Raw genomic sequence first — 21,781 nt, 5'->3', positions numbered from 1 at the left:
GGGGCGGGCCCCCCCCGGGGGGGGGGGGGGGGGCCCCCGGGGGGGGGGGGGGGGGGGGGGGGGGGGGGGGCGCCGGGGGGGGGGGGCCGGGCCCCCCCCCCCCCCACCCCCCGACTACTGCGTCGCGACTTGTTATCGGCACCTCGTCGGCTCGCGACCGGGTGTCCTCGGGTCGCTACCGACTCAGGATCAGGCTCATCGCCTCGGCGCGGGTGGCCGCGTTCAACAACTGGCCGCGTACGGCCGAGGTGAGCGTGCGCGCACCCGGCTTGCGTATGCCGCGCATGGTCATGCACAGGTGCTCGCACTCGACCACCACGATCACCCCGCGCGGGCGCAGGATGTTCACCAGCGCGTCGGCGATCTGCGTGGTCAGCCGCTCCTGCACCTGCGGCCGCTTGGCGTAGACGTCGACCAGGCGGGCCAGCTTGGACAGGCCGGTGATCTGGCCGTCCTCCGACGGGATGTAGCCCACGTGGGCTACGCCGTGGAAGGTGACCAGGTGGTGCTCGCAGGTGCTGTAGACCTCGATGTCCTTGACCAGGACCAGCTCGTCGTGGCCGAGGTCGAAGGTCGTGGTGAGCACGTCCTCCGGCTCCTGCCGAAGTCCCGCGAAGATCTCCCGGTACGACCTGGCCACCCGCGCCGGGGTGTCCTTGAGGCCCTCGCGGTCGGGGTTCTCCCCGACCGCGAGCAGCAGCTCCCGAACCGCGCGCTCGGCGCGATCCTGGTCGAACTCACCCACGGCGGGACGGCCGTCGAAGGTGACCGGGTCGATCGTCACGTTCAGTTCTCCGGAGAATCGGACGGCGGCTCGGGGTGCGCTACCGCCCCACCGGACCCCGTCGTGGTGCCCGTCGCAGAGGTCGCGCCGCCGTTGAGAATCCCATTGTCGCTGCCGCCGCCGGAGAGCGTGAGCTCGCGGGGCGTCATCACGGGGGGGCGGCTGGACGGCTGACGCCGACTGGAGCCGGTCCACGCCGGGCGGGCCGGACGCTTGGTGACCGGTGCGAAGATCTCGGCGACCTGGGCCTTGTCCAGGGTCTCCTTCTCCAACAGCTCCAGCACCAGGTTGTCCAGCACGTCGCGGTTCTCGACGAGGATCTCCCACGCTTCGTTGTGGGCGGTCTCGATGAACCGCTTGACCTCTTCGTCGACGATAGCCGCGACCTCTTCCGAGTAGTCGCGCTGGTGACCCATTTCACGACCCAGGAAGGGCTCGGCACCGTCGTTGCCGAACTTGATCGCGCCCAGTCGCTCGGTCATGCCGTACTGGGTCACCATCGAGCGGGCCAGGCCGGTGGCCTTCTCGATGTCGTCCGAGGCGCCGGTGGTCGGGTCGTGGAAGACCAGTTCCTCCGCCGCGCGCCCGCCCAGCATGTAGGCAAGCTGGTCGAGCATCTCGTTGCGGGTGGTGGAGTACTTGTCCTCTTCCGGCAGGACCATGGTGTAGCCGAGCGCCCGGCCCCGGGACAGGATGGTGATCTTGTGCACCGGGTCGGTGTTCGGCAGCGCGTGGGCCACCAGGGCGTGGCCGCCCTCGTGGTACGCGGTGATCTTCTTTTCCTTGTCGCTCATGATCCGGGTGCGCTTCTGCGGCCCGGCCACGACCCGGTCGATCGCCTCGTCCATCGCCAACGCGTCGATCAGCTTGGCGTCGGAGCGGGCGGTGAGCAGCGCCGCCTCGTTGAGCACGTTGGCCAGGTCGGCACCCGTGAAGCCGGGGGTGCGCCGGGCGACGGCCTTGAGGTCGATGTCGTCGGTGACCGGCTTGCCCTTGGCGTGCACCTTGAGGATGTCCCAGCGGCCCTGCATGTCGGGGCGGTCGACCGCGATCTGCCGGTCGAAGCGGCCCGGGCGCAGCAGCGCGGGGTCCAGGATGTCGGGCCGGTTGGTCGCGGCGATCAGGATCACGCCGCCCTTGACGTCGAAGCCGTCCATCTCGACGAGCAGCTGGTTGAGCGTCTGCTCGCGTTCGTCGTGGCCGCCGCCCATGCCCGCGCCGCGGTGTCGACCGACCGCGTCGATCTCGTCGACGAAGACGATCGCCGGCGCGTTGGCCTTGGCCTGCTCGAAGAGGTCGCGCACCCGGGAGGCGCCGACACCGACGAACATCTCGACGAAGTCGGAACCGGAGATCGAGTAGAACGGCACGCCCGCCTCACCCGCGACCGCGCGGGCGAGCAGGGTCTTGCCGGTTCCGGGCGGGCCGTAGAGCAGCACACCCTTGGGGATCTTCGCGCCGACCGCCTGGAACTTGGCGGGCTCCTGGAGGAACTCCTTGATCTCGTGCAGTTCCTCGACCGCCTCGTCGGCACCCGCCACGTCGGCGAAGGTCGTCTTCGGCGTGTCCTTGGAGATCAGCTTGGCCTTGGACTTCCCGAAGTTCATCACTCGGGAGCCGCCGCCCTGCATCTGATTCATCAGGAACAGGAAGACCACGACGATGAGCACGAACGGCAGCAGGGAGAACAGGATGCTGACGATCGTGCTCTGCTTGCTGAGCTTGACCGTGTACGAGTCCTGGATCTTGCCCTGCTCGTACTTCGACTGGAGCAGGCGCTGGATCTCCACGCCCTGCTCGTCGATGTAGGAGGTCTTGATCTTGTTGTGCTTGTCGATCTTCACCCCGGGGATCAGGGTGAGCTCGAGTGACTGATCGTTGCCGCCGATGAGCTTGGCTGACTTGACCTGGTCGTTCTGGATCGCCTGGATCGCCTTGCCGGTGTCGACACCCTTGAAGCCGCTCGAAGAGGAGACGAGCTGCATCAGGAGGATCACAGCAATGACGGCCAGCGCGATCCACATGACCGGCCCGCGGAAATAGCGCTTGACGTCCATCGATGCGGGGCAGCAGACGCCCCGTCCCTCCTGCCGACTTTTGACCCGGGCGCCTCATGGCCCCCGGGTACGTTGCCTGTCCGGTATCGCCCGGCACGGTCGCCCGTGCTGATCGGATGTCGTTGCGTTAGACGGTACACCGGGCGTCCGCACGCCAACGCGCCGCGCGTTCACTCGCGATGCGCGCCTTCGTGGATCGACCCCCGACGCACCCTCCAACGAGGGGAAACGTTCCCCTTGTTCCCGGATGCTGCAACCGGATGTCGATCGCGCAAACCCGAAGGCGTGATCCGAGTGCCCGAGCGGGTCAGGTCGGCTTCGAACCGCCGTATACGTGCTCGGCCAGTGTGCCGACGAACGGCAGATTGCGGTAGCGCTCGGCGTAGTCGAGGCCGTAGCCGACCACGAACTCGTTGGGGATGTCGAAGCCCACGTACTTGACCGGGATGTCGACCTTGGCCGCCTCCGGCTTGCGGAAGAACGCGCACACCTCCAGCGAGGCGGGACCACGCGAGGTGAGGTTGGCGAGCATCCACGACAGGGTCAGACCCGAGTCGATGATGTCCTCGACGACCAGGACGTGCCGACCGGCGATGTCCGCGTCGAGATCCTTGAGGATGCGCACGACGCCGGAGGACTTCGTGCCGGAGCCGTAGGAGGACACCGCCATCCAGTCCATCTTGACCGGCGAGTGCACCGCCCGGGCGAGGTCGGCCATCACCATGACGGCGCCCTTGAGCACGCCCACGAGGAGCAGGTCCTGGCCCCGGTAGTCCTCGTCGATCCGTTCGGCGAGCTCGACGAGCTTCGCCTCGATCTCCTCCTGCGTGACGAGGACCCTTTCGAGGTCGGCGCCCATGTCCTTCTCGTCCACCACATGCCTTACTACGAAGTTGTCGACAGAGCCCCGCGAGCACCGGTCAGGATTGAGCCGGCCGGTGAAAGAGAAGCCTGCCACACCGTCTGCGTATCTCGACGCCCCCGGGCAGGTGGATGGGGCCCTGGCCGTGCCACGAGATGACCAGCTTCTCCACCGCCTCCACGTGGCGCGCGAACAACGCGCCGGACGGGCTGCCCGCGACGACCGCGGTGCGGCGCAGCACGCGGCGGCGCACCGCTGCGGGCAGTTCGGCCAGGCCGGCCACCTCCAGCTCGCCGTCGTCGTGGGTGACGTCGGCCTGGGCCCGGTCCGCCCACTGATCCAGCGCCTCCGCGTCGTCGCGGAACAGCCGCGCGGTGCGGGCCAGCGCCTCGGACACGCCGGGGCCGAGCGCCTTCTCCAGGACCGGCAGCACCTCGTGCCGCACCCGCGCCCGGGTGTAGGCGGGGTCGGCGTTGTGCGGGTCCTCCCAGGGCAGCAGGTCCTGCGCGACGCAGGCCTGCCGGGTGATGTCGCGGCCCAGGTCCAGGAACGGGCGCTGGTAGTGGCCGGTCAGCGGCGGCATGCCCGCGAGGGATCGGGCGCCGGAGCCCCGGGCCAGCCCGAGCAGGACGGTCTCGGCCTGGTCCTCCAGGGTGTGTCCGAGCAAAACGAGCGCGGCGCCGTGGGTGCGGGCGGCGGTGTCCAGGGCGGTGTATCGGGCCAGGCGCGCGGCGCCCTCGGGGCCGCCGCGGGTGCCGACCGTGACGCCGAGCGCCTCGACCGGTGTCAGGCCCAGCTCGCCCAGCCGGGCGACCAGGTCCACGGCGCGACGGGTCGAGCCCGCCTGCAGGCCGTGGTCGACGGTGATGGCACCGGCCCGCAGCCCCGCGCGCGGGGCCTCGAACGCGGTGGCCGCTGCGAGCGCCAACGAGTCCGCGCCACCACTGCACGCGACCAGGACGAGAGCACCCGGTTGCAGGTCGCGCAGGGTATTGCGGACGGCCAGCCTGGTGGCGGCCACGGCGGGATGGGGTCCCACGGCTCGACGACACCTCCTTGCACGTCCGGTTCGGCCGGTCAGCGGAGGTCGCGGCCTCCGCGAGATGTGCCGAAGAGAATTGGTTTGCCCACGCTACGTCACCCGAAGCGACTCGGGCCGCAGACACCGCCGGATGTCGCCCGGATGAGGACGCGGGCGGGCCGACGATCGACCGGACGGCACCCGGCGGGCCGGCCGGACCCGGTCCCGGCCGGCCGCGTCCGGCCGCCGGGACCGTCCGGTCGGGCGCCCGGATCACTCCGCGTCGGTCGGTCCTTCGGCTCCGGCCTCGTCGGCCGTGCCCGCCCGGCCGTGCACCCGGTCCACCCAGGAGCCCGGGTCGGCCACCTCGGCCTTGGTGGGCAGCGTGTTCGGCGACGTCCACACCCGGTTGAAGCCCTCCATGCCGACCCGGCCGACGACCTCGCGCACGAACCGCTCGCCGTCGCGGTACTGGCGCAACTTCGCGTCCATTCCGAGCAGCTTGCGCAGTGCCAGGTCGAACCGCCCGGTGCCCTGCGCGCGGCGCTCGGCGAACTTCTCCCGGATCTCCGTGACGGTGGGGATGACCTGCGGTCCGACCCCGTCCATCACGAAGTCGGCGTGCCCCTCCAGGAGCGACATCACCGCGGTGATCCGGCCCAGGATCTCGCGCTGCTCGGGCGTCTGGACCAGTTCGACCAGCGAGGCGCCCTCACCCTCGCCCTCGCCGGTGCCCCCGCCGCGGCGCGCGCCGGCGAACGCGGAGACCGCCTCGCGCAGCCGGCCGAGCACGGCGGACGGATCCACCTCGGTCTGCCCCAGGAAGCCGTGGATCTCCTGTTCCAGGTGGTCGCGCAGCCACGGTACGGCGGTGAACTGGGTGCGGTGGGTCTCCTCGTGCAGGCACACCCACAGCCGGAAGTCGTGCGGATCCACGCCCAGTTCGCGCTCGACCTGGACGATGTTCGGGGCGACCAGGAGCAGTCGGCCGGGGCCGCGCCCGGTCGCGCCCGGGGTCTGCGGGGCGAATGTCTCGTACTGGCCGAGCACGCGCGAGGACAGGAACGCGAGCAGGGTGCCCAGTTCCAGGCCGGTCACCTTGCCGCCGACCGCGCCCAGGGCGGCGCCGCCGGGCATCGTCTCGCGGCGCTCCTCCACCTTGTCCAGGAGCGGGCGCAGCACGTGCCGGAAGCCCTGTACGTTGGCGCGGGCCCAGCCGGGTCGGTCCACCACCAGGACCGGGGTGTCGTTGTCGCCGGCGTCGAGTCCGGTGAAGGCCCGTACGTGCTCCTCGGACGTCTTGGCGTGTGCGCGCAGTTCCGCGACCACGGCCCGTGCCTCGTCCCGCCCGACGTCGGGGCCCGGCCGCACGAGCCGGTTCGCCGTCGCCACGGCCAGGTCCCAATCGATCATGTCCGCACCGTTGCCGCTCGTCATACGGCCACGTTACGTGCTCGAAGCGGCCCCGAAAGAGGATCGGGGGTCCGCGTTCGGATCGGGTTCCGGTTTTGCCGGCCCACTAACCGGCGCGCCGGCGGGACGAACGCGGGTCAGCCGGCGGTGCCGCAGCCGCAGTCGGCCAGCGCGGCGGCCATCCGGTCGATCGCGGCGCGGGCCGGATCGGGGTCGCCGGTGAACCGGTCGGCCAGTATCGCGAAGGCGAGGAGTCGGCCGTCGCGGTCGCGTACCAGGCCGGACAGCGTGCTGACCCCGGTCAGCGAGCCGGTCTTGGCCCGGACCACGCCGGCCGCGTCGGCGGCGCCGCTGTTCGGCCCGTACCGGTCGGTCAGCGTGCCGGTGAAGCCTGCGATCGGCAGTCCGGTCAGCGCCCGGCGCAGTTCGGGGTGTGCGCCGGACGCGGCGGTCGAGAGGGCCTGCACGAGAGTCTGCGGGGTGAGCCGGTTCTCCTTGTCCAGGCCGCTGCCGTCCTTGAGGTTGGAGGCGCCGTAGGTCACGCCCAAGCCCTCCAGGACCTGCCGGGCCGCGGCGGTGCCGCCCTGGAAGCTCGCGGGCTGCCCCTTGGCGATCGCGACCTGCCGCAGCAGCGCCTCGGCCAGGTCGTTGTCGCTGACGGTGAGCATCTGCTCGACGATCGCGGACAGCGGCGGGGACTGTACGGAGGCGAGTTCGGGCGCGCCGCCGCCGGGCGCGGTGCCGGGGGTCGGCGCGCCGTCGACCGTGACGCCCGCGGTCTTGAGCATCGTGGCGAATTTCTTCGCCGCGTCGACGCCCGGGGAAGGCACCCGGTTGCTCTCCTTGCCGACCACGGTCGGGTCCACCCGGCCCTCGTCGACCATCAGCGACACCACGGGGGCGATGTTCTCGTTGACGCCGATCGCGTGCAGCGCGGGGCCGGTGTAGAGCGAGGTGTCGTACTGGAGCTTGACCTGCGTGGTCCCACTCGCCTTGAGCGCCACCGCGGTCGCCGCCGCCAGGTCGGAGAGGCGCGCGGGCTGGTAGCCGTTGTACTGCCGGCCGTCGAGCGCGGTCAGCGTGGGGTCCCCGCCGCCGACCAGAACGATCGTGCCGGGCGTGGTACCGGGCACCACGCGGGTGGCGATCCGGTGGTCGGGGCCGGGCGCGGTAAGCGCGGCCACCGCCGTGGTGATCTTGGTGGTGGACGCGGGCGTCGCCGCGCGGTCCTGGTTGGCGCCGTACAGCAGGCGCCCGGTCAGCGCGTCGACGACGGCGACCGCGGGCGGCGCGCCCAGCGCGCTGGTGCGGCCCAGCGGTTCGAGCACGGCCCGGATGCCGGCCTCGGTCGGGGTCGCTCCGGCCGGGTCCCCGGACACCGGCACGAGCACGGGCGGTGCGGCCGTCGCGGCGACCCGACGGGTGCCGTCGTCGCCCCGGGCGCTCAAGCGCTCGCCCTTCCACGATCCGTGGACGAGGGTCACGAGCACGGCCAGCAGCACGGCCGCCAACGCCGCGGCGATCGCTTTGCTCCTCATGCCGGGCACGCGAGACCATCCCCTTCCGCCGGACCACCGGCCATGCGAGACACTGAGTGCAGATCAGGTTCTGTCCGGGACCTGTGCCGGGTTCGGCCTCGCGGACAGAACGACCCTAACGGTCCCGGCAACGGTCCCGGCGCAGCACATGGAGGAGCCTTGGAGTTCGACGTCACCATCGAGATCCCCCGGGGATCGCGCAACAAGTACGAGGTGGACCACGAGACCGGTCGCATCCGGCTCGACCGCATGTTGTTCACCTCGACGCGCTACCCGGCGGACTACGGCTTCATCGAGGACACCCTCGGTGAGGACGGTGACCCGCTGGACGCGCTGGTGCTGCTGGACGAGCCGACCTTCCCGGGCGTCCAGGTGCGCTGCCGCGCCATCGGCATGTTCCGGATGACGGACGAGGCCGGCGGCGACGACAAGGTCCTGTGCGTTCCGGCCACGGACCCGCGCGTGGAGCACCTGCGTGACATCCACCACGTCTCGGAGTTCGACCGCCTGGAGATCCAGCACTTCTTCGAGGTCTACAAGGACCTGGAGCCGGGCAAGTCGGTCGAGGGCGCGAACTGGGTCGGCCGCGACGACGCCGAGGCCGAGGTCGAGGCCTCGCGCAAGCGGCTCACCGAGCAGGGTCACCACTGACCCGGTAGCCCGATCCGGACGAACGCCGATCAACGGCAGCCACCCCTCGGGGTGCTGCCGCCGATCGGCGTCCGTGCTTTTCGCGCCCGTGTTTCGCGTCGGGATCCGCGCGGGCGTGGTCAGGACGGGCGGGCGTAGTAGTCCGGGGTGCCCATGTAGAACAGGTTGCTGATCTTGACCACGTCGCCGGTGCGCGGCGCGTGGATCATCTTGTCGCCGCCCAGGTACATCGCGACGTGGTGGATGTCGGAGGCGCTCTTGGTCTCGGTCCAGAAGACCAGGTCGCCCGGGCGCAGGTTCTTGTACGACACGGGCGTGCTCTCGAAGTACTGGGTGGCGGCGAAGTGGGCCATCTGCACGCCCGCCCGGCGCCAGGCCTGCATGACCAGGCCGGAGCAGTCGAAGCCGCTCGGGCCCTCGCCGCCCCAGACGTAGGGCTTGCCGAGTTGGGCCTTCGCGTAGGCGATCGCGGCGGTCGCGCCGGCGGGGTCGGGCGCGGCCTTGTCACCGGAGCGGTCGGGCTTGCTCGCGGCCACGGGGTCGACCCGCTTGGCGGGCTTCGCGGCCGGCTCGACGGGCTTGGCGGCGGTGCTCGGCTTCGCGGGTCGGGCCACCTCCTGCTCGCCGGCCACGTCTTGCTCGCGCGCCGCCTCCTGCTCGTGGGCCGCCTCTTGCTCGTGGGCCGCCTCGGCCAGGCGCGCCTGCTCCGCCCGCCGGTCGGCCTCCTCCTTCTCCTGGCGCGCCTGTTCGCGGGCCGCGTCGGCCTCGGCCCGGGCCCGGGCCTCCTCCTCGGCGCGTCGTTGCGCCTCGGCGGCCCGGCCGTCGCGGCGCTGCGTCTCCAGATCGATCGAGGTCTGCTTCAGCGTGGCCAACTCGGCCAGCAGCGCGGTGTGTCGGGCGGTGATCTCGTGGACCCGGCTCTGCTGAGCGGCGAGTTCGGCCTCGACCCGGTCCTTGGCCGCGCGTACCGCGTCGGTCGCCCGGCCGGCCGCCTCCGCGCCGTGTTCGGCGTCGGTCTTGGCGACCGCGGCGTCGTGCACGGCGGCGGTGCCGCGCCGGAGCGTGTCGTCGCTGTCCTGGGAGATCCGCCGCAGGCTCTCCATCCGGGAGAGCAGGTCGCCGGGCGAATCGGCGCCGAGCATCGCCTGGAAGACCCCGAGCCCCGCGCCGCCGCCCATCCGGTAGGTCTGCGCGGCCAGTCGGCCGAGTTCGTCCCGGGCCCGGGTCAGGCGGGCGTCGGCGGTGCGCAGGTACCCGTCGGCGGCGGCGGCCCGATCCTGGGCCTGCTGCCGCAGCACCACGGCGCCGTTGTACTCCTCGACGGCGGCCTCGGCGCGGATGTCGAGCCGGGCCAGATCGCTCGCCTCGCGATCGAGTTCGGCCTCGATCCGGCCGACGTCGTCGACCTTGCCGGTGACCGCGTCGTGGGCCCGGCGCACCTGGTCGGCATCGGGGTATCCGGCGCCGCCGGGGTCGTCGGCGAGCGCTCCGGGCGTGAGCGTGAGGACGAGGACGGCGGCGAGTCCGGCAGGGACTGCGGTGCGGATGAACGATCGGCGAGGCATGCGGTCTCCCTCCAAGCGGCGGGCACCGAGGGGAACCGGAGGTTCCGATTCCGGGCAGGTCTCCTCACGCTAGCCATCCGTGTTCACAGCTGCACCATAAGCGACATATTTCCCGCTAATGGGCTTATTGCCCGAGAGTCGACTCGAACACCGGTACGCACTCGCGTCACATCCGTAGCCGATCGGCCGCCCGATCGGCCACGGATGTCGGGTCAGCCGACCGTCTCCAGCGTCCAGGCGCAGACCGTCCCCGACTCCGCGTCGGCGGTCAGCCAGATGCCGTCGGAGCGCACCACGAGCCATTCGCGCGGCGCGTCCTCGGGATACTCGATCTCCGCGATGGCACGCAGGTCCGGCACCGAGAACAGCACGTGCCGCTCGCCCGAGGAGGCCGCGAGCACGAGGTCGCGGCGCAGGAAGCCGGCGTAGATGTCGAAGACCTCGTCCGGGTCGGGGAAGACCTGCTCGCTCGGTCGGGCCGCTATCACCGCGCCGTCCGGGAAGCGCACCAGGGACAGCGGGCCGGCCTCGATCGGCGTGGTCAGCATCATCAGCCCCGACGCGTGGATGTCGGTGAGCACCCGGCTCTCCCCCGGCGGCACCTCGGCGACCTCCTCCGAACCGGCCGAGGCGAGGACGAAGATCCGGTACGCCTCGTCCGCGTGCGACGCGGCCAGGCCCAGATGTACGCCGTCGGGGTGCGGGATCAACTCGGAGCCGACGGTGGCGGGGGCCACCGGCCGGATCACGCGCGGCGCGCCGTCCGCGGCGTCGAGCAGCACGCACCGGTCGCCCTCGGCGGTGCGGACCACCGCCCAGATCCCGACCGCGGTGACCGCGCTCGACCCGGCCTCCTCGGCCTGCCAGGGCACGTGTGGGTGGGACCACACCTCGGTGCCGTCGGCGTCGAGCACCACCACTCGATCGGGTGTCGAGGCGACGAAGCGGGCCAGGTCGGGGGTGACCGAGTGGCCCCCCTTCCAGTCCCCGGGCAGCCGGATCTCGCGGACCACCGCCAACGAGTCGTCGAGCACGACGAGGGAACCGTCCACGCCGTGGGCGAGCCAGGCCGCCGCCCCCGGGATGCGGTCGAGACTCCACAGGGACGGCAGGGTCGCCCGGGCCAGAAGTTGAGCACGCATGGCGTGCACTCTATTGGCGCCCGCCACCCGTACGGCCCAGTGGCGACAACCGTCCTACGCGTCCCGCCGGTCGTCGCCCGCCCGGTGCCGGCCCCGGCCCGCGGCCGGCTCCACCGGCGCGGTCGGCGTGGTCGGCTCGGCCGCGGCCCGTGTGCGCGACGTCGAGCGGGCGCGCAGGAGTTCGATCGCCACCGGGATCACCGAGATCAGCACGATGGCGATCAGGATCAGTTCGATGTTCTCGCGAACGAAGTCGACCTGGCCCAGCGAGTAGCCGAGCACGGTGACCCCGCACGCCCACAGGAAGCCGCCGACGATGTTGTAGACGACGAAGGTGCGGTACTTCATCCGGGCCACGCCCGCGACGATCGGGGTGAAGGTGCGCACGATCGGGACGAACCGGGCCAGCACGATCGAGCGCGGGCCGTACCGGTCGAAGAACTCGTGCGCCTTCTCCACGTTCTCCCGCTTGAAGAAGCGCGAGTTCGGCCGATTGAACAGCGAGGGCCCCACCTTGCGGCCGAACAGGAAGCCGACCTGGTCGCCGACCACCGCCGCGGTCCACAGGAGCAGGCACACCAGCCACAGCGGCTGCGAGAACTTGCCGTCGGAAACCAGCAGGCCGGTGGTGAACAGCAGCGAATCGCCCGGGAGGAAGAAGCCGATCAGCAGGCCCGACTCGGCGAAGACGATCACCAGGATCCCGATCAGGCCGAACGTGGAGATCAGCTTGTCGGGGTCCAGGAACGAGGGACCCAGGGCGATGGTTTGCACGGCACGTGCCTCCCGGAGCGGGCGATGGCGGACAGCGGAAGCCCCCCGACCAGGTCATGGTTGGGCAAAGAGATTTCCTTCCGAAGGTAACGTCCGCGCCGGGGGACCGGTTCCCGGGGACCCACGTCGAACCGCGACTCAGATCCGCTCGGGCCGGGTCAGCGCAACCAGCGCACCGTCCTCCTCCAGGGTCAACTCGACCGCCAGCGAGCGCAGTTCGCCGAGTCGGGCCAGGTGCGAGCCGCCGCACGGGACGTGCGCGTCACCGTCGGGCAGCCCGCAGTGCCACACCCGGCGCGCGGTCAGCGCCGGGGCGGGCACCTCGATCCGGACCCCGGCGTCGGTCTTCAGCCACTCGCCGAGCAGCGCCTCCACCTCATCGCGGATCCCGGGCAGGTCCTCGGCCAGCGTGTCCGCGGTGAAGCCCTTCTTCCGCAGCGACTTGCCGATCCGGTAGTCGTCCCGGCTGCCCGCCTCGGTCAGCCGGGACCGGGTGATCGCGAGGTTGTCGAAGTCCGGGCGGCCCAGGCTGTCGGTGCGCACCTCCTTGCGCCAGCGCGGCGCGAGCACCGCGTTCAGCGCGAACGCCAGCAGGTGGCACGCGGTGTGCGCGGCGCTCAGCGCGGCCCGGCGCTCGGCGTCGACCACGAGTTCGGCCGCGGCGCCGACCAGGTCGGCCGGGTCGCCCGGGGCCGGGTCCACCACGTGCAGCGCCAGCCAGGCCCAGTCCTCGTCGCCGCGCCGCACCGGGATCGCCTCGCCGACCGCGAACGTCCCGTCCGGGCCGACCCCGCCGGTCAGGCAGTCCACCACCGGCAGTTCCGCGCCCGCCACCCGGATCACCCCCGTGTCCGCGGGCTGGTCCGGCCAGGTGTGGTCGAGCGGATGGAACGGCGTACGCCCGACCACCAGGGCGGTGCGTCCGTCCGGCAGCACCGGCGCCGCCAGGATCGGCGCCTCGCCGGTGGTGGCACCGGCCGGGAAGGTCACCTCGGTGGAAGTCGTGGGGAGGGCCATGCGCGTCCTAACCTCGATTCGATCCGGTCGCCATCGTGCGGGAGCGGCGATGGCGCCATGCGGTCCATTCGATCATGGACAATCCTCCTCACACGGAAATCACGAGCAGGGACGGGCTGTGCAGGACCAGGGCTGGATCTCGACCACCGCTCGGCTGGCGGGCGACGCCGAGGCCGGGCCGCACGGCGTCGGCTGGATGCTCGTCGCGTTCATCTTCACCTTCGCGGTGACCAGGCTGATCACCCGGCTGATCCGGGCGGGCAAGGGCCCGTTCCGGAACATGGTGGTGGGCAAGGTGCACGTGCACCACCAGGTTTACGGGATCTTCCTGATGCTGATCGCGGGCGCGCTCGAGTTCTCCTACGAACCGGGCGGCGCGCTGCGGCAGGTGCTCGCCGGGTTGTTCGGGATGGGCGCCGCACTCACCCTGGACGAGTTCGCGCTGCTCGTACACCTGGACGACGTGTACTGGGCCGCGGACGGGCGCAAGTCGGTGGACGCCGTACTGATCACCGCCGCGATGGGCGTGCTGCTGTTCGTCGGGGCCAACCCGCTCGGCCTGGGCGACGGCGACAGCAAGCCGGTGGCCGCGGTGATCGTGGTGTTCAACCTGGCCTTCGCGTTGTGCGCGCTGGCCAAGGGGAAGGTGGCCACGGGGCTGATCGGCGTGTTCGTCCCGTTCGTGGCGATGGTGTCGGCGATCCGGATCGCCAAGCCCGAGTCGCCGTGGGCGCGTTGGCGCTACAAGGAGGGCCCGGGGCGGACCTCGCCGCACGCGGACACCAAGCTGGCCCGCTCGCTGCGCCGGTTCCCGCCCGACCGGCGCACGTGGTGGGACCACACGAAGGACTTCGTGGCGGGCGCGCCGCACCGCTGACCGACCGCGATCGGCGGGCGACCCGGGGCGGGCCGCCCGCCGGCCGGCGCTCGCTACAGGTTCGGCAGTACCTCGTTCTCGAACAGGCGCAGGCTCTCCCAGGCCAGCTCCGGCGGGATGCCGCCCATCATCGGGTGCAGGATCGCGAACGCCGCGTCGCCCTGGGCCTTCAGCTCGGCCACCAGGGTCTGCGGGGTGATCACCCGGTACTGCCCGCCCGCCCGCAGCGCGTCGGCGTCGGTGACGCTCGCGTAGCCGCCCACCCCGGCGGTGCCCGCCCTGGCCATCGTCTCGCCGTAGGCGTTGACCTCGTGCAGCGCGTGCGGCGCGATCCGGTCCCAGTCCCGGTCGGGGTCGTTCGAGAGGTGGAAGAAGCCGGTGTCGCCGCCGAAGTACGGGCCCGGGTCCTCCTCGCCGAGCGTGACCTTCTCGTCCCGGTAGAACTCCCAGATGTCCGGGTTGGACGGCATGAACCCGTCGGCGATCCGCGCGGCGCGGCGGGCGGCGGCCTCGACACTGCCGCCGAGGATGATCGGCGGACCGCCCTTTTGGAACGGCGCGGGGGTCACCCGCACGGTCCGGCCGCGGAACTCGAACTCCTCCCCCGTCCACGCCTTGCGCAGCGTTTCGACGGTCTCCACGGTGCGCCCCACCCGCTCGCGCATCGGCACGTCGTACATCGCGAACTCGGTGTCCACGTAGCCGTTGGTGAGCACCACGTTCACCCGGCCCTGGCTGAGCAGGTCGAGCACGGCCAGCTCCTCGGCCAGGTGCAGCGGGTCGTGCAGCGGCGCGGGGATCGCGGCGATGGTGACGCCCATGTTCCGGCTGCGCGCGGTGATCGCGGCGGCGAACTGGAGCGGGGCGGGCAGGTATCCGTCGGCGAAGCCGTGGTGCTCGGACAGCGTGACCATGAAGAATCCGCGCTCGTCGGCCCACTCGACCATGTCGAGTGCCGCGGCGTAGCGCTCCCCCATGCTCGTCCCGGCGAAGGCCGGATTCCGGAAGTCGAAACGCAGCGCGAACACAGCCATGCCGTACTCCTGTCCCCGGCGCCACCGGGGTGGGCGACACCGCACTGTCTGATGGCGCGTCAGATTAGTGGGCGGGGTCGAGGAGAACCAGGGTCGGCGCCCGGCCGTCGCTCAGTCGCCGTTCAGGGCCCGGTCGAGCAGGACCCGCAGGGCCCGCCGGTCGGCGTCCGGCAGCCCGGCCAGCGGCGGGTCCACGGCGAGGCCGGCGAACAGGCGGGCGCGCAGTTCGGCGCCTTCCGGGGTGAGTGCGATCAGCTTCGCCCGGCGGTCGTTCGGGTGCGGCCGGCGCTCGACCAGGCCGCGCTCGACCAGCCGGTCGACCACGAAGGTCACGTTCGGCGGCTCGCAGCACATCCGGCGGCCCAGCTCGCGCATGCCCAGCGGCTCGGCGAGTTCGTGCACCGCGTTGGCCTGGGACGCGGTCAGCCCGATCGCTCCCGCGCAGGCCGCGAAGTGCGCGTCGAGGCGGGCGGTGGCCGCGTAGAGCAGCGCGGTCAGTCCGGGCGGCTCGCCCTCCGGCGTGGTCATGGCCACACTCTAGCCGAACTTCGTTACAACTCGAATGATTCGAGGTGTAACGTCTGCCGCGAGCTGACAGATCGTCAGCCCCCTTGGTCGCCCTTGGAGGAGCCCGCCCATGCCCGCGATCCTGGCCGGCCGGATGGCCCTGGTCACCGGTGGCAGCGGCGGCATCGGCGCCGCCTGTGCGGCCCGCCTGCTGGCGGACGGCTGCTCGGTGACGCTCGCCGCCCGCCGGGCCGACGCGCTCGCCGCCACCGCCGAACGGCTGCGCGCGGGGGCGCCGGCCGGTACCGAGGTGCGCCACGTCGCGGTCGACGCCTGCACCACCGACGGCGTCCGCGAGGCGGTCCGCGCGGCGGGTCCCGCGCTCGCCGTCTGCGTGGCCACGGTGGGCGGCGGGAGCACCGCGCCGATCCTGGCCATGGACGACGACGCGTTCCTGGCCGACCTGCACCGCAACACGCACAGCGCGTTCCTGGCGATCAAGTACGCGGCGCCGGTGATCGCCGCACGCGGTGGCGGCGCGATCGTCTGCGTGTCCTCCACCGCGGCCCGGCTGACCATGCCGTTCCTGAGCGGCTACGCGGCCGGGAAGGCGGGCCTGGAGGCCCTGGTCCGGGCCGCCGCCGACGAGTTGGGCGCGGCCGGCGTCCGGGTCAACGCGGTCCGCCCCGGGCTGGTTCGCTCGCGCGAGGACGCGCGGATCTTCGCGGACGAGGAGATGATCGGCCGCTTCCTGGCCAACAAGCCGCTGGGCCGCACCGGGTTGCCCGAGGACATCGCCGAGGCGGTCCGCCACCTCGCCGGCCCCGAGTCGTCCTGGACCACCGGGCAGAGCCTGGCCGTGGACGGCGGCAACGAGCTGCGCCGCGCGCCCTCCTTCGAGAAGTACGCCCGGGCGGCGCTCGGCGACGCGGTGATCGACGCGGCGCTCGCGGGCCGCGACCCGTACGCCCCGCCGACGCCGGCACCCGTACCGACTCGACCGACGCACCCGCCGCGGCCGATCCGCCCACCCCGCCCGATCGCGGAACCGGGTCCGGGTCCCGGCCCCGGTCACCCCCTCGCCCACGCCCCCGACGCCGCGCCCGACACCGACCCCGACACCGATTCGACGGAGCATCCGGATGAGCACTGACGTGCAACTTTCCATCGGCCTGCCCAACTTCGGCAGCTGGCCGGCCGGCGACTGGCGCGGCTTCACCGACGTCGGTCGCGCGGCCGACGACGCGGGGATCGACCGCATCGTGCTGGTGGACCACGTGGTGATGGGCCCGAACACGCAGAACTACGCCTGGGGCCGCTTCCCCACCCCGCCCGAGGCGGACTGGCCCGAACCGCTCACCCTGCTCGCCGCAATCGCCGCCGTCACCTCGCGGGTGCGCCTCGCCACCGGCATCCTCGTCGCCCCGCTGCGCGGCGCCACCCTGCTCGCCAAGACCGCCGCGACGCTGGACCAACTCTCGGGCGGGCGGCTGGAGCTGGGCGTGGCCACGGGGTGGCAGCGCGAGGAGTACGACGCCGCCGGGATCGACTGGGACAACCGCGGCCGGCTGCTCACCGACACCCTCGCGGCCTGCAAGGAGCTGTGGACGAACCTGCCCGCGTCGTTCGTGTCCGAGACGGTGAACTTCACCGACGTCTACTGCGCGCCGCAGCCGGTCCAGCCCGGCGGGGTGCCGCTGTGGATCGGCGGCACGCTGAACACCCGCAACCTGGCGCGGATCGTGCGCAGCGGCGACGGCTGGATCCCGATCATGGGCCTGTCCACCGCCGACATGGCCCGGGACGTGGCACGGATCCGCACCGCCCTCGCCGACGCCGGCCGCGACCCGGGCACACTGCGGGTGCAGGGCCCGCTGCCGCTGGTCAAGGACGACACGGGCCGGTTCGACCTGACCCGCACGATGGCCGGCGCGGCCGAGGTGATCGCCGCCGGGGCGACCGCCGTGCATCTGCCGATCCAGGTGTTCTGCGCCGGGCCCGAGGGAGCGCCCGCCTTTTTCGCCGAGGCCAGGAAGGCGTTCGACAAGGTGGTGTCGGGCGTTTGACCGAGCCCGATGCGGGCTTGTCACCTGGGGCTTTACCCCTGCTTGGTTAAAGTTTCAGGTTTGCGGAACGTCGTCGGGGGGAGGGTCGTTCCCCTGGACAACGGCGCGATACGGCGTCTTTGTCCAACCGGGAGGGCCCTCCATGTCCGACGTCACGCTGCCCACCGGCGCCAACGCGCCCCTGACCGGCGACCGTGCCGAGGTCTCGATCGGGTGGGCCTCGGCCGACGTAGTGGACGTGTCCGCCGTGCTGCTGACCGACGCGCACAAGGTGCGTACCGACGAGGACCTGGTGTTCTTCAACAATCCCGTCGGCGGCGACGGCGCGGTGCGCACCACGGCGGGACCCTCGGGAACCACGCACGTCACAGTGGAACTCGCCAAGCTGCCGCCCGAGATCACCAAGGTGGTGGTCGTGGTGAGCGCGGACGCGGACCGGCCCGGGGCCACCCTCGGCCAGGTGCCCGGCCTGAGTGCGCTCACCACGTCCGGCGACGCGCGGATCACCTACCCGGCCGGCACGTTCGAGGGCGGCGAGACGGTCGCGGTGCTGGTCGAGTTGTACCGGCGCGGCGACGCGTGGAAGGTGCGCGCGGTGGGCCAGGGCTACGCGAACGGACTGGCCGGGCTCGCCACGGACTTCGGCATCTCGGTGGAGGACGAGCCGGAGCCGGAGCCGACTCCCGCGCCCGCCGCGCCGGTGCACGCCCTGGTCAAGGAGCCCGCCGCCGCGCCCGCGCCGGCCGCGCCCGCGCCGATCTCGATGGCCAAGGAGCCGCTGGGCCGGGTCGACTTGGCCAAGGGCGGCCGGGCGACGATCAGCATGGACAAGGACGACCGCTCGATCACCGTCACCGCGTCCCTGGTCTGGGACGGCGGCAACGACGCCCGCCGCAAGTCCGGCGCCGACCTGGACCTGTACGCGCTCTACGTGCCCCGATCGAAGCTGGGTGCGCTGAACAAGGGCGACAGCGACGGGGTGATCTACTACCGCGACCTGGGCAGCCTGAACTCCGCGCCCTACATCAAGCTGGACGGCGACTCGCGCGTACCCGGCCGTGAAACGGTCCGGATCACCCGGCCCGACCAGCAGGGCTATGTGCTGATCTGCGCCTACAGCGCGGTCGAGAACGGCTTCGGCAGCTTCAAGTCGTACGGCGCGCACGCCGAGGTCACCGACGGCCAGGGCTCGACGGTGAACGTGCCGCTGTTCAACAACAAGCGGGCGGTGTTCTGGGTGGCGATCGCGCTGGTCGACTTCACCGACCCCGAGGGCGTCTCGATCCAGCACGTGGAGAAGTACTCGAAGCTGATGCAGGAGCGGCGCCCGATGCTCTACCCGGACGGCACGTTCGAGATGGGCGCGGGTCCGGCGGAGTTCAAGACGGTGCGCGCCCCGCGCGAGCGCTGAGCACGGGTCCACGGGGTCCCGGGGTCGGAATCGCTCGGTCGTGCCGGCCGAGCGATCCCGAACGCCGGGGCGGGTGGATCCGCGACCTACTTGGTCGAGCGGTAGACGATCACCTTGTCGCCGACCCGGGTCTCGTCGAAGAGCCGCTGCACCAGGCCCTTGTCCCGAACGTTGACGCAGCCGTGCGAGGCACCGTTGTAGCCGTTGGCGGCGAAGTCGGCCGAGTAGTGCACGGCCTGGCCGCCGGAGAAGAACATCGCGAACGGCATCGGCGTGTGGTAGATCGTCGAGACGTGGTCGCGGCTCTTGAAGTTGATGCTGAACGCGCCCTCGCGGGTCGGCGTCTCGGCCGAGCCGAAGCGCACGGCGGTCGCATACTGCACCTTGCCGTCGATCACCCAGGTGAGCCGGTCGGTGCGCTTGTCGATGCAGATCGCCCGACCGGTCAGGCACCGCTCGTCCAGCCCGGCCTGCGCGGCCGGCGGCTTGGGCTTGGTCGTCGGCGGCTTGCTCGTGGTCGGCGGCTTGGTGGTCGGCGGCTTGCTCGTGGCCGCCTTCGCGGACGTCGCGGGAGCCGTGGGCGACACGCTGGTCGGGGCGCTGCTGCTCGGTGCGGCCGACGTGGCGGGGGGCGTACTCTCCGCACTCGGCGTGACGGGTGCGGACGAGACGGTGGTGGGCAGGTTCGACTGCGTGCCCGCCTTGGCCGTCGAATCACTCGACGAGCCGGAGTTGCAGGCCGACAGGGCCAGGATCGCGGTCACGGCGACCGCGAGGGATATACGTGTCTTCTTCATCGAGTGGTGGCCTCTCCCGACCCAAACCAAAATGTGGTGTTCCCCGAGTCGTGCACCCTTGTAGACGCCAATGGGGCCCGAGAGGTTGCGTCCCTAGTTTGACCCATTCGGGTGGATGTTAAGCCGGACGTGTTCGGCCGTGACCTGTTCGGGATCGATCGATCGTAGATCCGTGGCCCAGGCGTCGAGTGCGGCGCCGCCGGCCCCGTCGGCCAACGCCGCGCCGATGCCCAGGCAGCGCATCCCGGCCGCCTCGGCGGCGCGCACACCGCTCTCCGCGTCCTCGACGACCAGGCAGCGGTGCGGTGGTACGCCCAGCAGATCGGCCGCGCGCAGATAGCCCTCGGGGGCCGGCTTGCCCTCGGTGACGTCCTCCGCCGTGATCATGTACACCGGTTCCGGCAACTCCGCCGCACGCAGGCGCCCCCGCGCGACCCGGCGGGTGCCGGAGGTGACGATCGCCCAGCGCGCCGAGGGCAGCGCGGCGAGCAGGCCGGCGGCGCCGGGGATCGGCACGATGCCGGTGAAGTCGCGTTCCTCGCGTTCGACGATCCACGCGGCCTCGACCTCGGCGTCCAGGGTGGGGGCGACCACGCGCACGAGGTCGATGTCCCGGCGGCCGTACGAGGCGCCGACCGCGACGTCGGGATCGACGCCGCGGTCGGCGGCCCAGGCGCGCAGGATGCGTTCGATCAGGGGGTGGGAGTCCACCAGCACACCGTCGAGATCGAACAGGATCGCGTCGCAGTCGAGCGTCGTGCCGTCGTTCGCCATGCGGTCAGGCTGTCAGGCACGGCAGCGGGGCGTCGAGGAATTCGCGGCGGGTAATCGCGGTGGGTGATCGCGGGCGCGGGCGCCGTGTGGTCGTGGGCGCGTGCGCTTCGTGATCATGCGCGCCTTCGTTTCATGATCACGTCGCGCCGATCGGTCACCCACATGGCGCAGATATCGATCGAAAGTGATCGTCGGCAGGCGCGGGAAAACGGCCTTCGTTGCCTAACCGTCACGTTTGCGCCGTTCGCCACCGGCTAGGGGGCTACTACGGCCCGGACGAGCTCACCCCAGGCGGCACTCATGTATTTGGTCCTAGCTCTGCTTGCACCGATCGTGATGTTCCTGTTGATACCCGGACTCGCCTGGCTCGAGGACCGCCTGCTCGGGCCGCTGACCTCGCCCGCGCCACCGCATCCGCCGTCGACCGCACGGCCCGCGATCGAACCGGCCGCCGCCGCGCCGACCCCGCTCCCGGTCCCGGCGCCACTCGGGCGCCCGGCCGAGCGGCGACCGACCGATCACCACACGGTGCGCTCGGGTCGCGGCCGGCACGCCCGTCGACACGAGTCGGTACTCGGCTATCGCCACCACATCGGGCGCCGACGCCCGCCCCGCGCCCCGGCCTTCCGCTGACGTCCCGGTCCCCATCGGCCGGTACATCCCGCCCCGGAGTCGACCCTGACCGAGTCCGCCGCACCGCCGCCGGTGCGCATCGAATCCGTCCCGCCCGAGCTGGGCTCACCCCTGGACGCCGCCCCGCTGTCCACCCGTTCCGACATCTGGCACGTGCTCGGCAGCGATGCCGACGCGGTGCTCAAGCTGGCCACGCCGGACGGCACGGCGCCGGCCAATCCGCGCTACTGGGCCCGGGAGGTCGAGGCGTACGAGAGCGGTCTGGCGGCCGGCGTCTACGCCGCGCACGGGTTGACCGCGCCCCGGACGCTGCGGGTGGATCGGCGGGGCGACGGGTCGGTGGCGTTGTGGCTGGAGTACGTCCGGGGTGTGGCCGGGACCGAGTGGGATCCCGCCCGATGGGCCGACTTCGCCCACCGCCTCGGCGCCGCGCAGGCCGCGACCGGGCCGCTCGGGCCGTCCTGGTTGTTCGAACCTCCGTCCCCCGTCGGGCCGCTGGCGGCCCGGGTCGCCGAACTCCCGTACCTGCTGTGCCACCTCGACCTGCGGCCGGACAACCTGATCGCCCGGGACGAGGACATCGTGCAGCTCGACTGGTCGCACGCGGGCTACGGGCTGCCGGGCGAGGACCTGGCCGGATTGATCCTCGCGCACGTCGCCGAGCCGAGGGTGGCCGAGGCGCTGGACGCCGCGCTGCCCGCCGAGTACGCCCGAGGCGCGGGACTCGCCGAGGCGGGCATCCGGGTCGCGATCGCCGCGACGGCACCGACCAAGTACGGGCCCGGCGCGAACGAGGCGACCCGGCGGCTGTTGCGCACGTGGGCGAAGGACGCGGCGAGCCGGTGAAGTCCGGCCCGG

General features: G+C 72.1%; 21 protein-coding genes. 7 read left to right on the top strand and 14 right to left on the bottom strand.

The window, feature by feature from the left end; genetic code table 11:
- Window positions 1–175: 175 nt before the first annotated feature.
- The 6 genes from folE to dacB form a co-directional block, all read right to left on the bottom strand.
- Window positions 176–784 (bottom strand): GTP cyclohydrolase I FolE, encoded by a 609-nt coding sequence (gene folE / locus ACFXKZ_RS11525; protein ID WP_078976559.1) that lies wholly within the window; start codon window positions 782–784, stop codon window positions 176–178.
- A 2-nt stretch (window positions 785–786) separates the two neighbouring features.
- On the bottom strand, window positions 787–2,841 hold the full coding sequence (gene ftsH, locus ACFXKZ_RS11520; protein WP_379999004.1) for an ATP-dependent zinc metalloprotease FtsH: 2,055 nt from the start codon (window positions 2,839–2,841) through the stop codon (window positions 787–789).
- 307 nt (window positions 2,842–3,148) lie between these two features.
- Window positions 3,149–3,715, bottom strand: coding sequence for a hypoxanthine phosphoribosyltransferase (gene hpt / locus ACFXKZ_RS11515; protein WP_078979398.1), 567 nt, complete (start codon window positions 3,713–3,715; stop codon window positions 3,149–3,151).
- 46 nt (window positions 3,716–3,761) lie between these two features.
- Window positions 3,762–4,742, bottom strand: coding sequence for a tRNA lysidine(34) synthetase TilS (gene tilS, locus ACFXKZ_RS11510; RefSeq protein ID WP_379999002.1), 981 nt, complete (start codon window positions 4,740–4,742; stop codon window positions 3,762–3,764).
- A gap of 255 nt (window positions 4,743–4,997) precedes the next feature.
- Window positions 4,998–6,161 (bottom strand): zinc-dependent metalloprotease, encoded by a 1,164-nt coding sequence (locus ACFXKZ_RS11505; protein ID WP_379999000.1) that lies wholly within the window; start codon window positions 6,159–6,161, stop codon window positions 4,998–5,000.
- A 113-nt stretch (window positions 6,162–6,274) separates the two neighbouring features.
- A complete protein-coding gene (dacB, locus tag ACFXKZ_RS11500; protein WP_379998998.1) occupies window positions 6,275–7,675 on the bottom strand; it encodes a D-alanyl-D-alanine carboxypeptidase/D-alanyl-D-alanine-endopeptidase in 1,401 nt (466 codons plus the stop codon).
- 159 nt (window positions 7,676–7,834) lie between these two features.
- On the opposite strand from dacB, the gene ACFXKZ_RS11495 reads away from it, so the two are divergent.
- Window positions 7,835–8,326: an inorganic diphosphatase gene (locus tag ACFXKZ_RS11495; protein ID WP_078976554.1), complete on the top strand. Its 492-nt coding sequence runs from the start codon at window positions 7,835–7,837 to the stop codon at window positions 8,324–8,326.
- Window positions 8,327–8,445: 119 nt separating this feature from the next.
- On the opposite strand, the gene ACFXKZ_RS11490 is transcribed toward ACFXKZ_RS11495, so the two are convergent.
- From ACFXKZ_RS11490 to ACFXKZ_RS11475, 4 genes are all read right to left on the bottom strand, one after another.
- Window positions 8,446–9,891, bottom strand: a complete 1,446-nt coding sequence (locus tag ACFXKZ_RS11490) for an NlpC/P60 family protein (protein ID WP_379998996.1) — start codon at window positions 9,889–9,891, stop codon at window positions 8,446–8,448.
- Window positions 9,892–10,103: 212 nt separating this feature from the next.
- Window positions 10,104–11,033, bottom strand: coding sequence for a hypothetical protein (locus ACFXKZ_RS11485; protein ID WP_379998994.1), 930 nt, complete (start codon window positions 11,031–11,033; stop codon window positions 10,104–10,106).
- A 54-nt stretch (window positions 11,034–11,087) separates the two neighbouring features.
- Window positions 11,088–11,807, bottom strand: coding sequence for a DedA family protein (locus ACFXKZ_RS11480; protein WP_379998992.1), 720 nt, complete (start codon window positions 11,805–11,807; stop codon window positions 11,088–11,090).
- 138 nt (window positions 11,808–11,945) lie between these two features.
- Window positions 11,946–12,824, bottom strand: coding sequence for a metal-dependent hydrolase (locus tag ACFXKZ_RS11475; RefSeq protein ID WP_379998990.1), 879 nt, complete (start codon window positions 12,822–12,824; stop codon window positions 11,946–11,948).
- Between the two features lie 118 nt (window positions 12,825–12,942).
- On the opposite strand from ACFXKZ_RS11475, the gene ACFXKZ_RS11470 reads away from it, so the two are divergent.
- The gene (locus ACFXKZ_RS11470) at window positions 12,943–13,701 is read left to right on the top strand and encodes a hypothetical protein (protein WP_379998988.1); all 759 of its coding nucleotides are present in this window, start codon (window positions 12,943–12,945) and stop codon (window positions 13,699–13,701) included.
- A 53-nt stretch (window positions 13,702–13,754) separates the two neighbouring features.
- Here ACFXKZ_RS11470 and ACFXKZ_RS11465 read toward each other — a convergent pair whose 3' ends face one another.
- Both ACFXKZ_RS11465 and ACFXKZ_RS11460 read right to left on the bottom strand, forming a co-directional pair.
- Complete coding sequence (locus ACFXKZ_RS11465) at window positions 13,755–14,735, bottom strand: LLM class flavin-dependent oxidoreductase (RefSeq protein ID WP_379998986.1); 981 nt, start codon at window positions 14,733–14,735, stop codon at window positions 13,755–13,757.
- A gap of 111 nt (window positions 14,736–14,846) precedes the next feature.
- Entirely contained in the window at window positions 14,847–15,263 is a 417-nt protein-coding gene (locus ACFXKZ_RS11460; protein WP_379998984.1) for a MarR family winged helix-turn-helix transcriptional regulator, read from the bottom strand.
- Window positions 15,264–15,372: 109 nt separating this feature from the next.
- Here ACFXKZ_RS11460 and ACFXKZ_RS11455 point away from each other — a divergent pair, with 109 nt between their 5' ends.
- From ACFXKZ_RS11455 to ACFXKZ_RS11445, 3 genes are all read left to right on the top strand, one after another.
- Window positions 15,373–16,395, top strand: a complete 1,023-nt coding sequence (locus tag ACFXKZ_RS11455; protein ID WP_379998982.1) for an SDR family NAD(P)-dependent oxidoreductase — start codon at window positions 15,373–15,375, stop codon at window positions 16,393–16,395.
- Entirely contained in the window at window positions 16,385–17,308 is a 924-nt protein-coding gene (locus tag ACFXKZ_RS11450) for a TIGR03619 family F420-dependent LLM class oxidoreductase (RefSeq protein ID WP_379998980.1), read from the top strand. Before ACFXKZ_RS11455 ends, ACFXKZ_RS11450 begins: the two co-directional genes overlap by 11 nt.
- Window positions 17,309–17,450: 142 nt before the next feature.
- A complete protein-coding gene (locus tag ACFXKZ_RS11445) occupies window positions 17,451–18,719 on the top strand; it encodes a TerD family protein (RefSeq protein WP_379998978.1) in 1,269 nt (422 codons plus the stop codon).
- An 86-nt stretch (window positions 18,720–18,805) separates the two neighbouring features.
- Here the strand turns inward: ACFXKZ_RS11445 and ACFXKZ_RS11440 are convergent, their stop codons facing one another.
- Window positions 18,806–19,516: a L,D-transpeptidase gene (locus ACFXKZ_RS11440; protein WP_379998976.1), complete on the bottom strand. Its 711-nt coding sequence runs from the start codon at window positions 19,514–19,516 to the stop codon at window positions 18,806–18,808.
- A 93-nt stretch (window positions 19,517–19,609) separates the two neighbouring features.
- A complete protein-coding gene (locus ACFXKZ_RS11435; RefSeq protein ID WP_379998974.1) occupies window positions 19,610–20,290 on the bottom strand; it encodes an HAD-IA family hydrolase in 681 nt (226 codons plus the stop codon).
- Between the two features lie 336 nt (window positions 20,291–20,626).
- Between ACFXKZ_RS11435 and ACFXKZ_RS11430 the strand changes: the two genes are divergently transcribed.
- Both ACFXKZ_RS11430 and ACFXKZ_RS11425 read left to right on the top strand, forming a co-directional pair.
- Window positions 20,627–20,923, top strand: a complete 297-nt coding sequence (locus ACFXKZ_RS11430; protein ID WP_379998972.1) for a hypothetical protein — start codon at window positions 20,627–20,629, stop codon at window positions 20,921–20,923.
- Window positions 20,924–20,995: 72 nt separating this feature from the next.
- Complete coding sequence (locus ACFXKZ_RS11425) at window positions 20,996–21,769, top strand: phosphotransferase (protein ID WP_379998970.1); 774 nt, start codon at window positions 20,996–20,998, stop codon at window positions 21,767–21,769.
- The last annotated feature ends 12 nt before the right edge of the window (window positions 21,770–21,781 follow it).

Source organism: Embleya sp. NPDC059237 (genome assembly GCF_042754105.1).
Lineage (GTDB): Bacteria > Actinomycetota > Actinomycetes > Streptomycetales > Streptomycetaceae > Embleya.
This window is presented reverse-complemented; position numbering and strand designations above follow the sequence as displayed.

Coding starts and splice junctions, on each gene's coding strand:
- ACFXKZ_RS11460 (WP_379998984.1), bottom strand. CDS start 15,263: ATGACCACGCCGGAGGGCGAGCCGCCCGGACTGACCGCGCTGCTCTAC.
- ACFXKZ_RS11490 (WP_379998996.1), bottom strand. CDS start 9,891: ATGCCTCGCCGATCGTTCATCCGCACCGCAGTCCCTGCCGGACTCGCC.
- dacB (WP_379998998.1), bottom strand. CDS start 7,675: ATGAGGAGCAAAGCGATCGCCGCGGCGTTGGCGGCCGTGCTGCTGGCC.
- ACFXKZ_RS11455 (WP_379998982.1), top strand. CDS start 15,373: ATGCCCGCGATCCTGGCCGGCCGGATGGCCCTGGTCACCGGTGGCAGC.
- ACFXKZ_RS11505 (WP_379999000.1), bottom strand. CDS start 6,161: ATGACGAGCGGCAACGGTGCGGACATGATCGATTGGGACCTGGCCGTG.
- ACFXKZ_RS11440 (WP_379998976.1), bottom strand. CDS start 19,516: ATGAAGAAGACACGTATATCCCTCGCGGTCGCCGTGACCGCGATCCTG.
- ACFXKZ_RS11430 (WP_379998972.1), top strand. CDS start 20,627: ATGTTCCTGTTGATACCCGGACTCGCCTGGCTCGAGGACCGCCTGCTC.
- ACFXKZ_RS11435 (WP_379998974.1), bottom strand. CDS start 20,290: ATGGCGAACGACGGCACGACGCTCGACTGCGACGCGATCCTGTTCGAT.
- ACFXKZ_RS11465 (WP_379998986.1), bottom strand. CDS start 14,735: ATGGCTGTGTTCGCGCTGCGTTTCGACTTCCGGAATCCGGCCTTCGCC.
- ftsH (WP_379999004.1), bottom strand. CDS start 2,841: ATGGACGTCAAGCGCTATTTCCGCGGGCCGGTCATGTGGATCGCGCTG.
- ACFXKZ_RS11450 (WP_379998980.1), top strand. CDS start 16,385: ATGAGCACTGACGTGCAACTTTCCATCGGCCTGCCCAACTTCGGCAGC.
- ACFXKZ_RS11475 (WP_379998990.1), bottom strand. CDS start 12,824: ATGGCCCTCCCCACGACTTCCACCGAGGTGACCTTCCCGGCCGGTGCC.
- ACFXKZ_RS11485 (WP_379998994.1), bottom strand. CDS start 11,033: ATGCGTGCTCAACTTCTGGCCCGGGCGACCCTGCCGTCCCTGTGGAGT.
- ACFXKZ_RS11445 (WP_379998978.1), top strand. CDS start 17,451: ATGTCCGACGTCACGCTGCCCACCGGCGCCAACGCGCCCCTGACCGGC.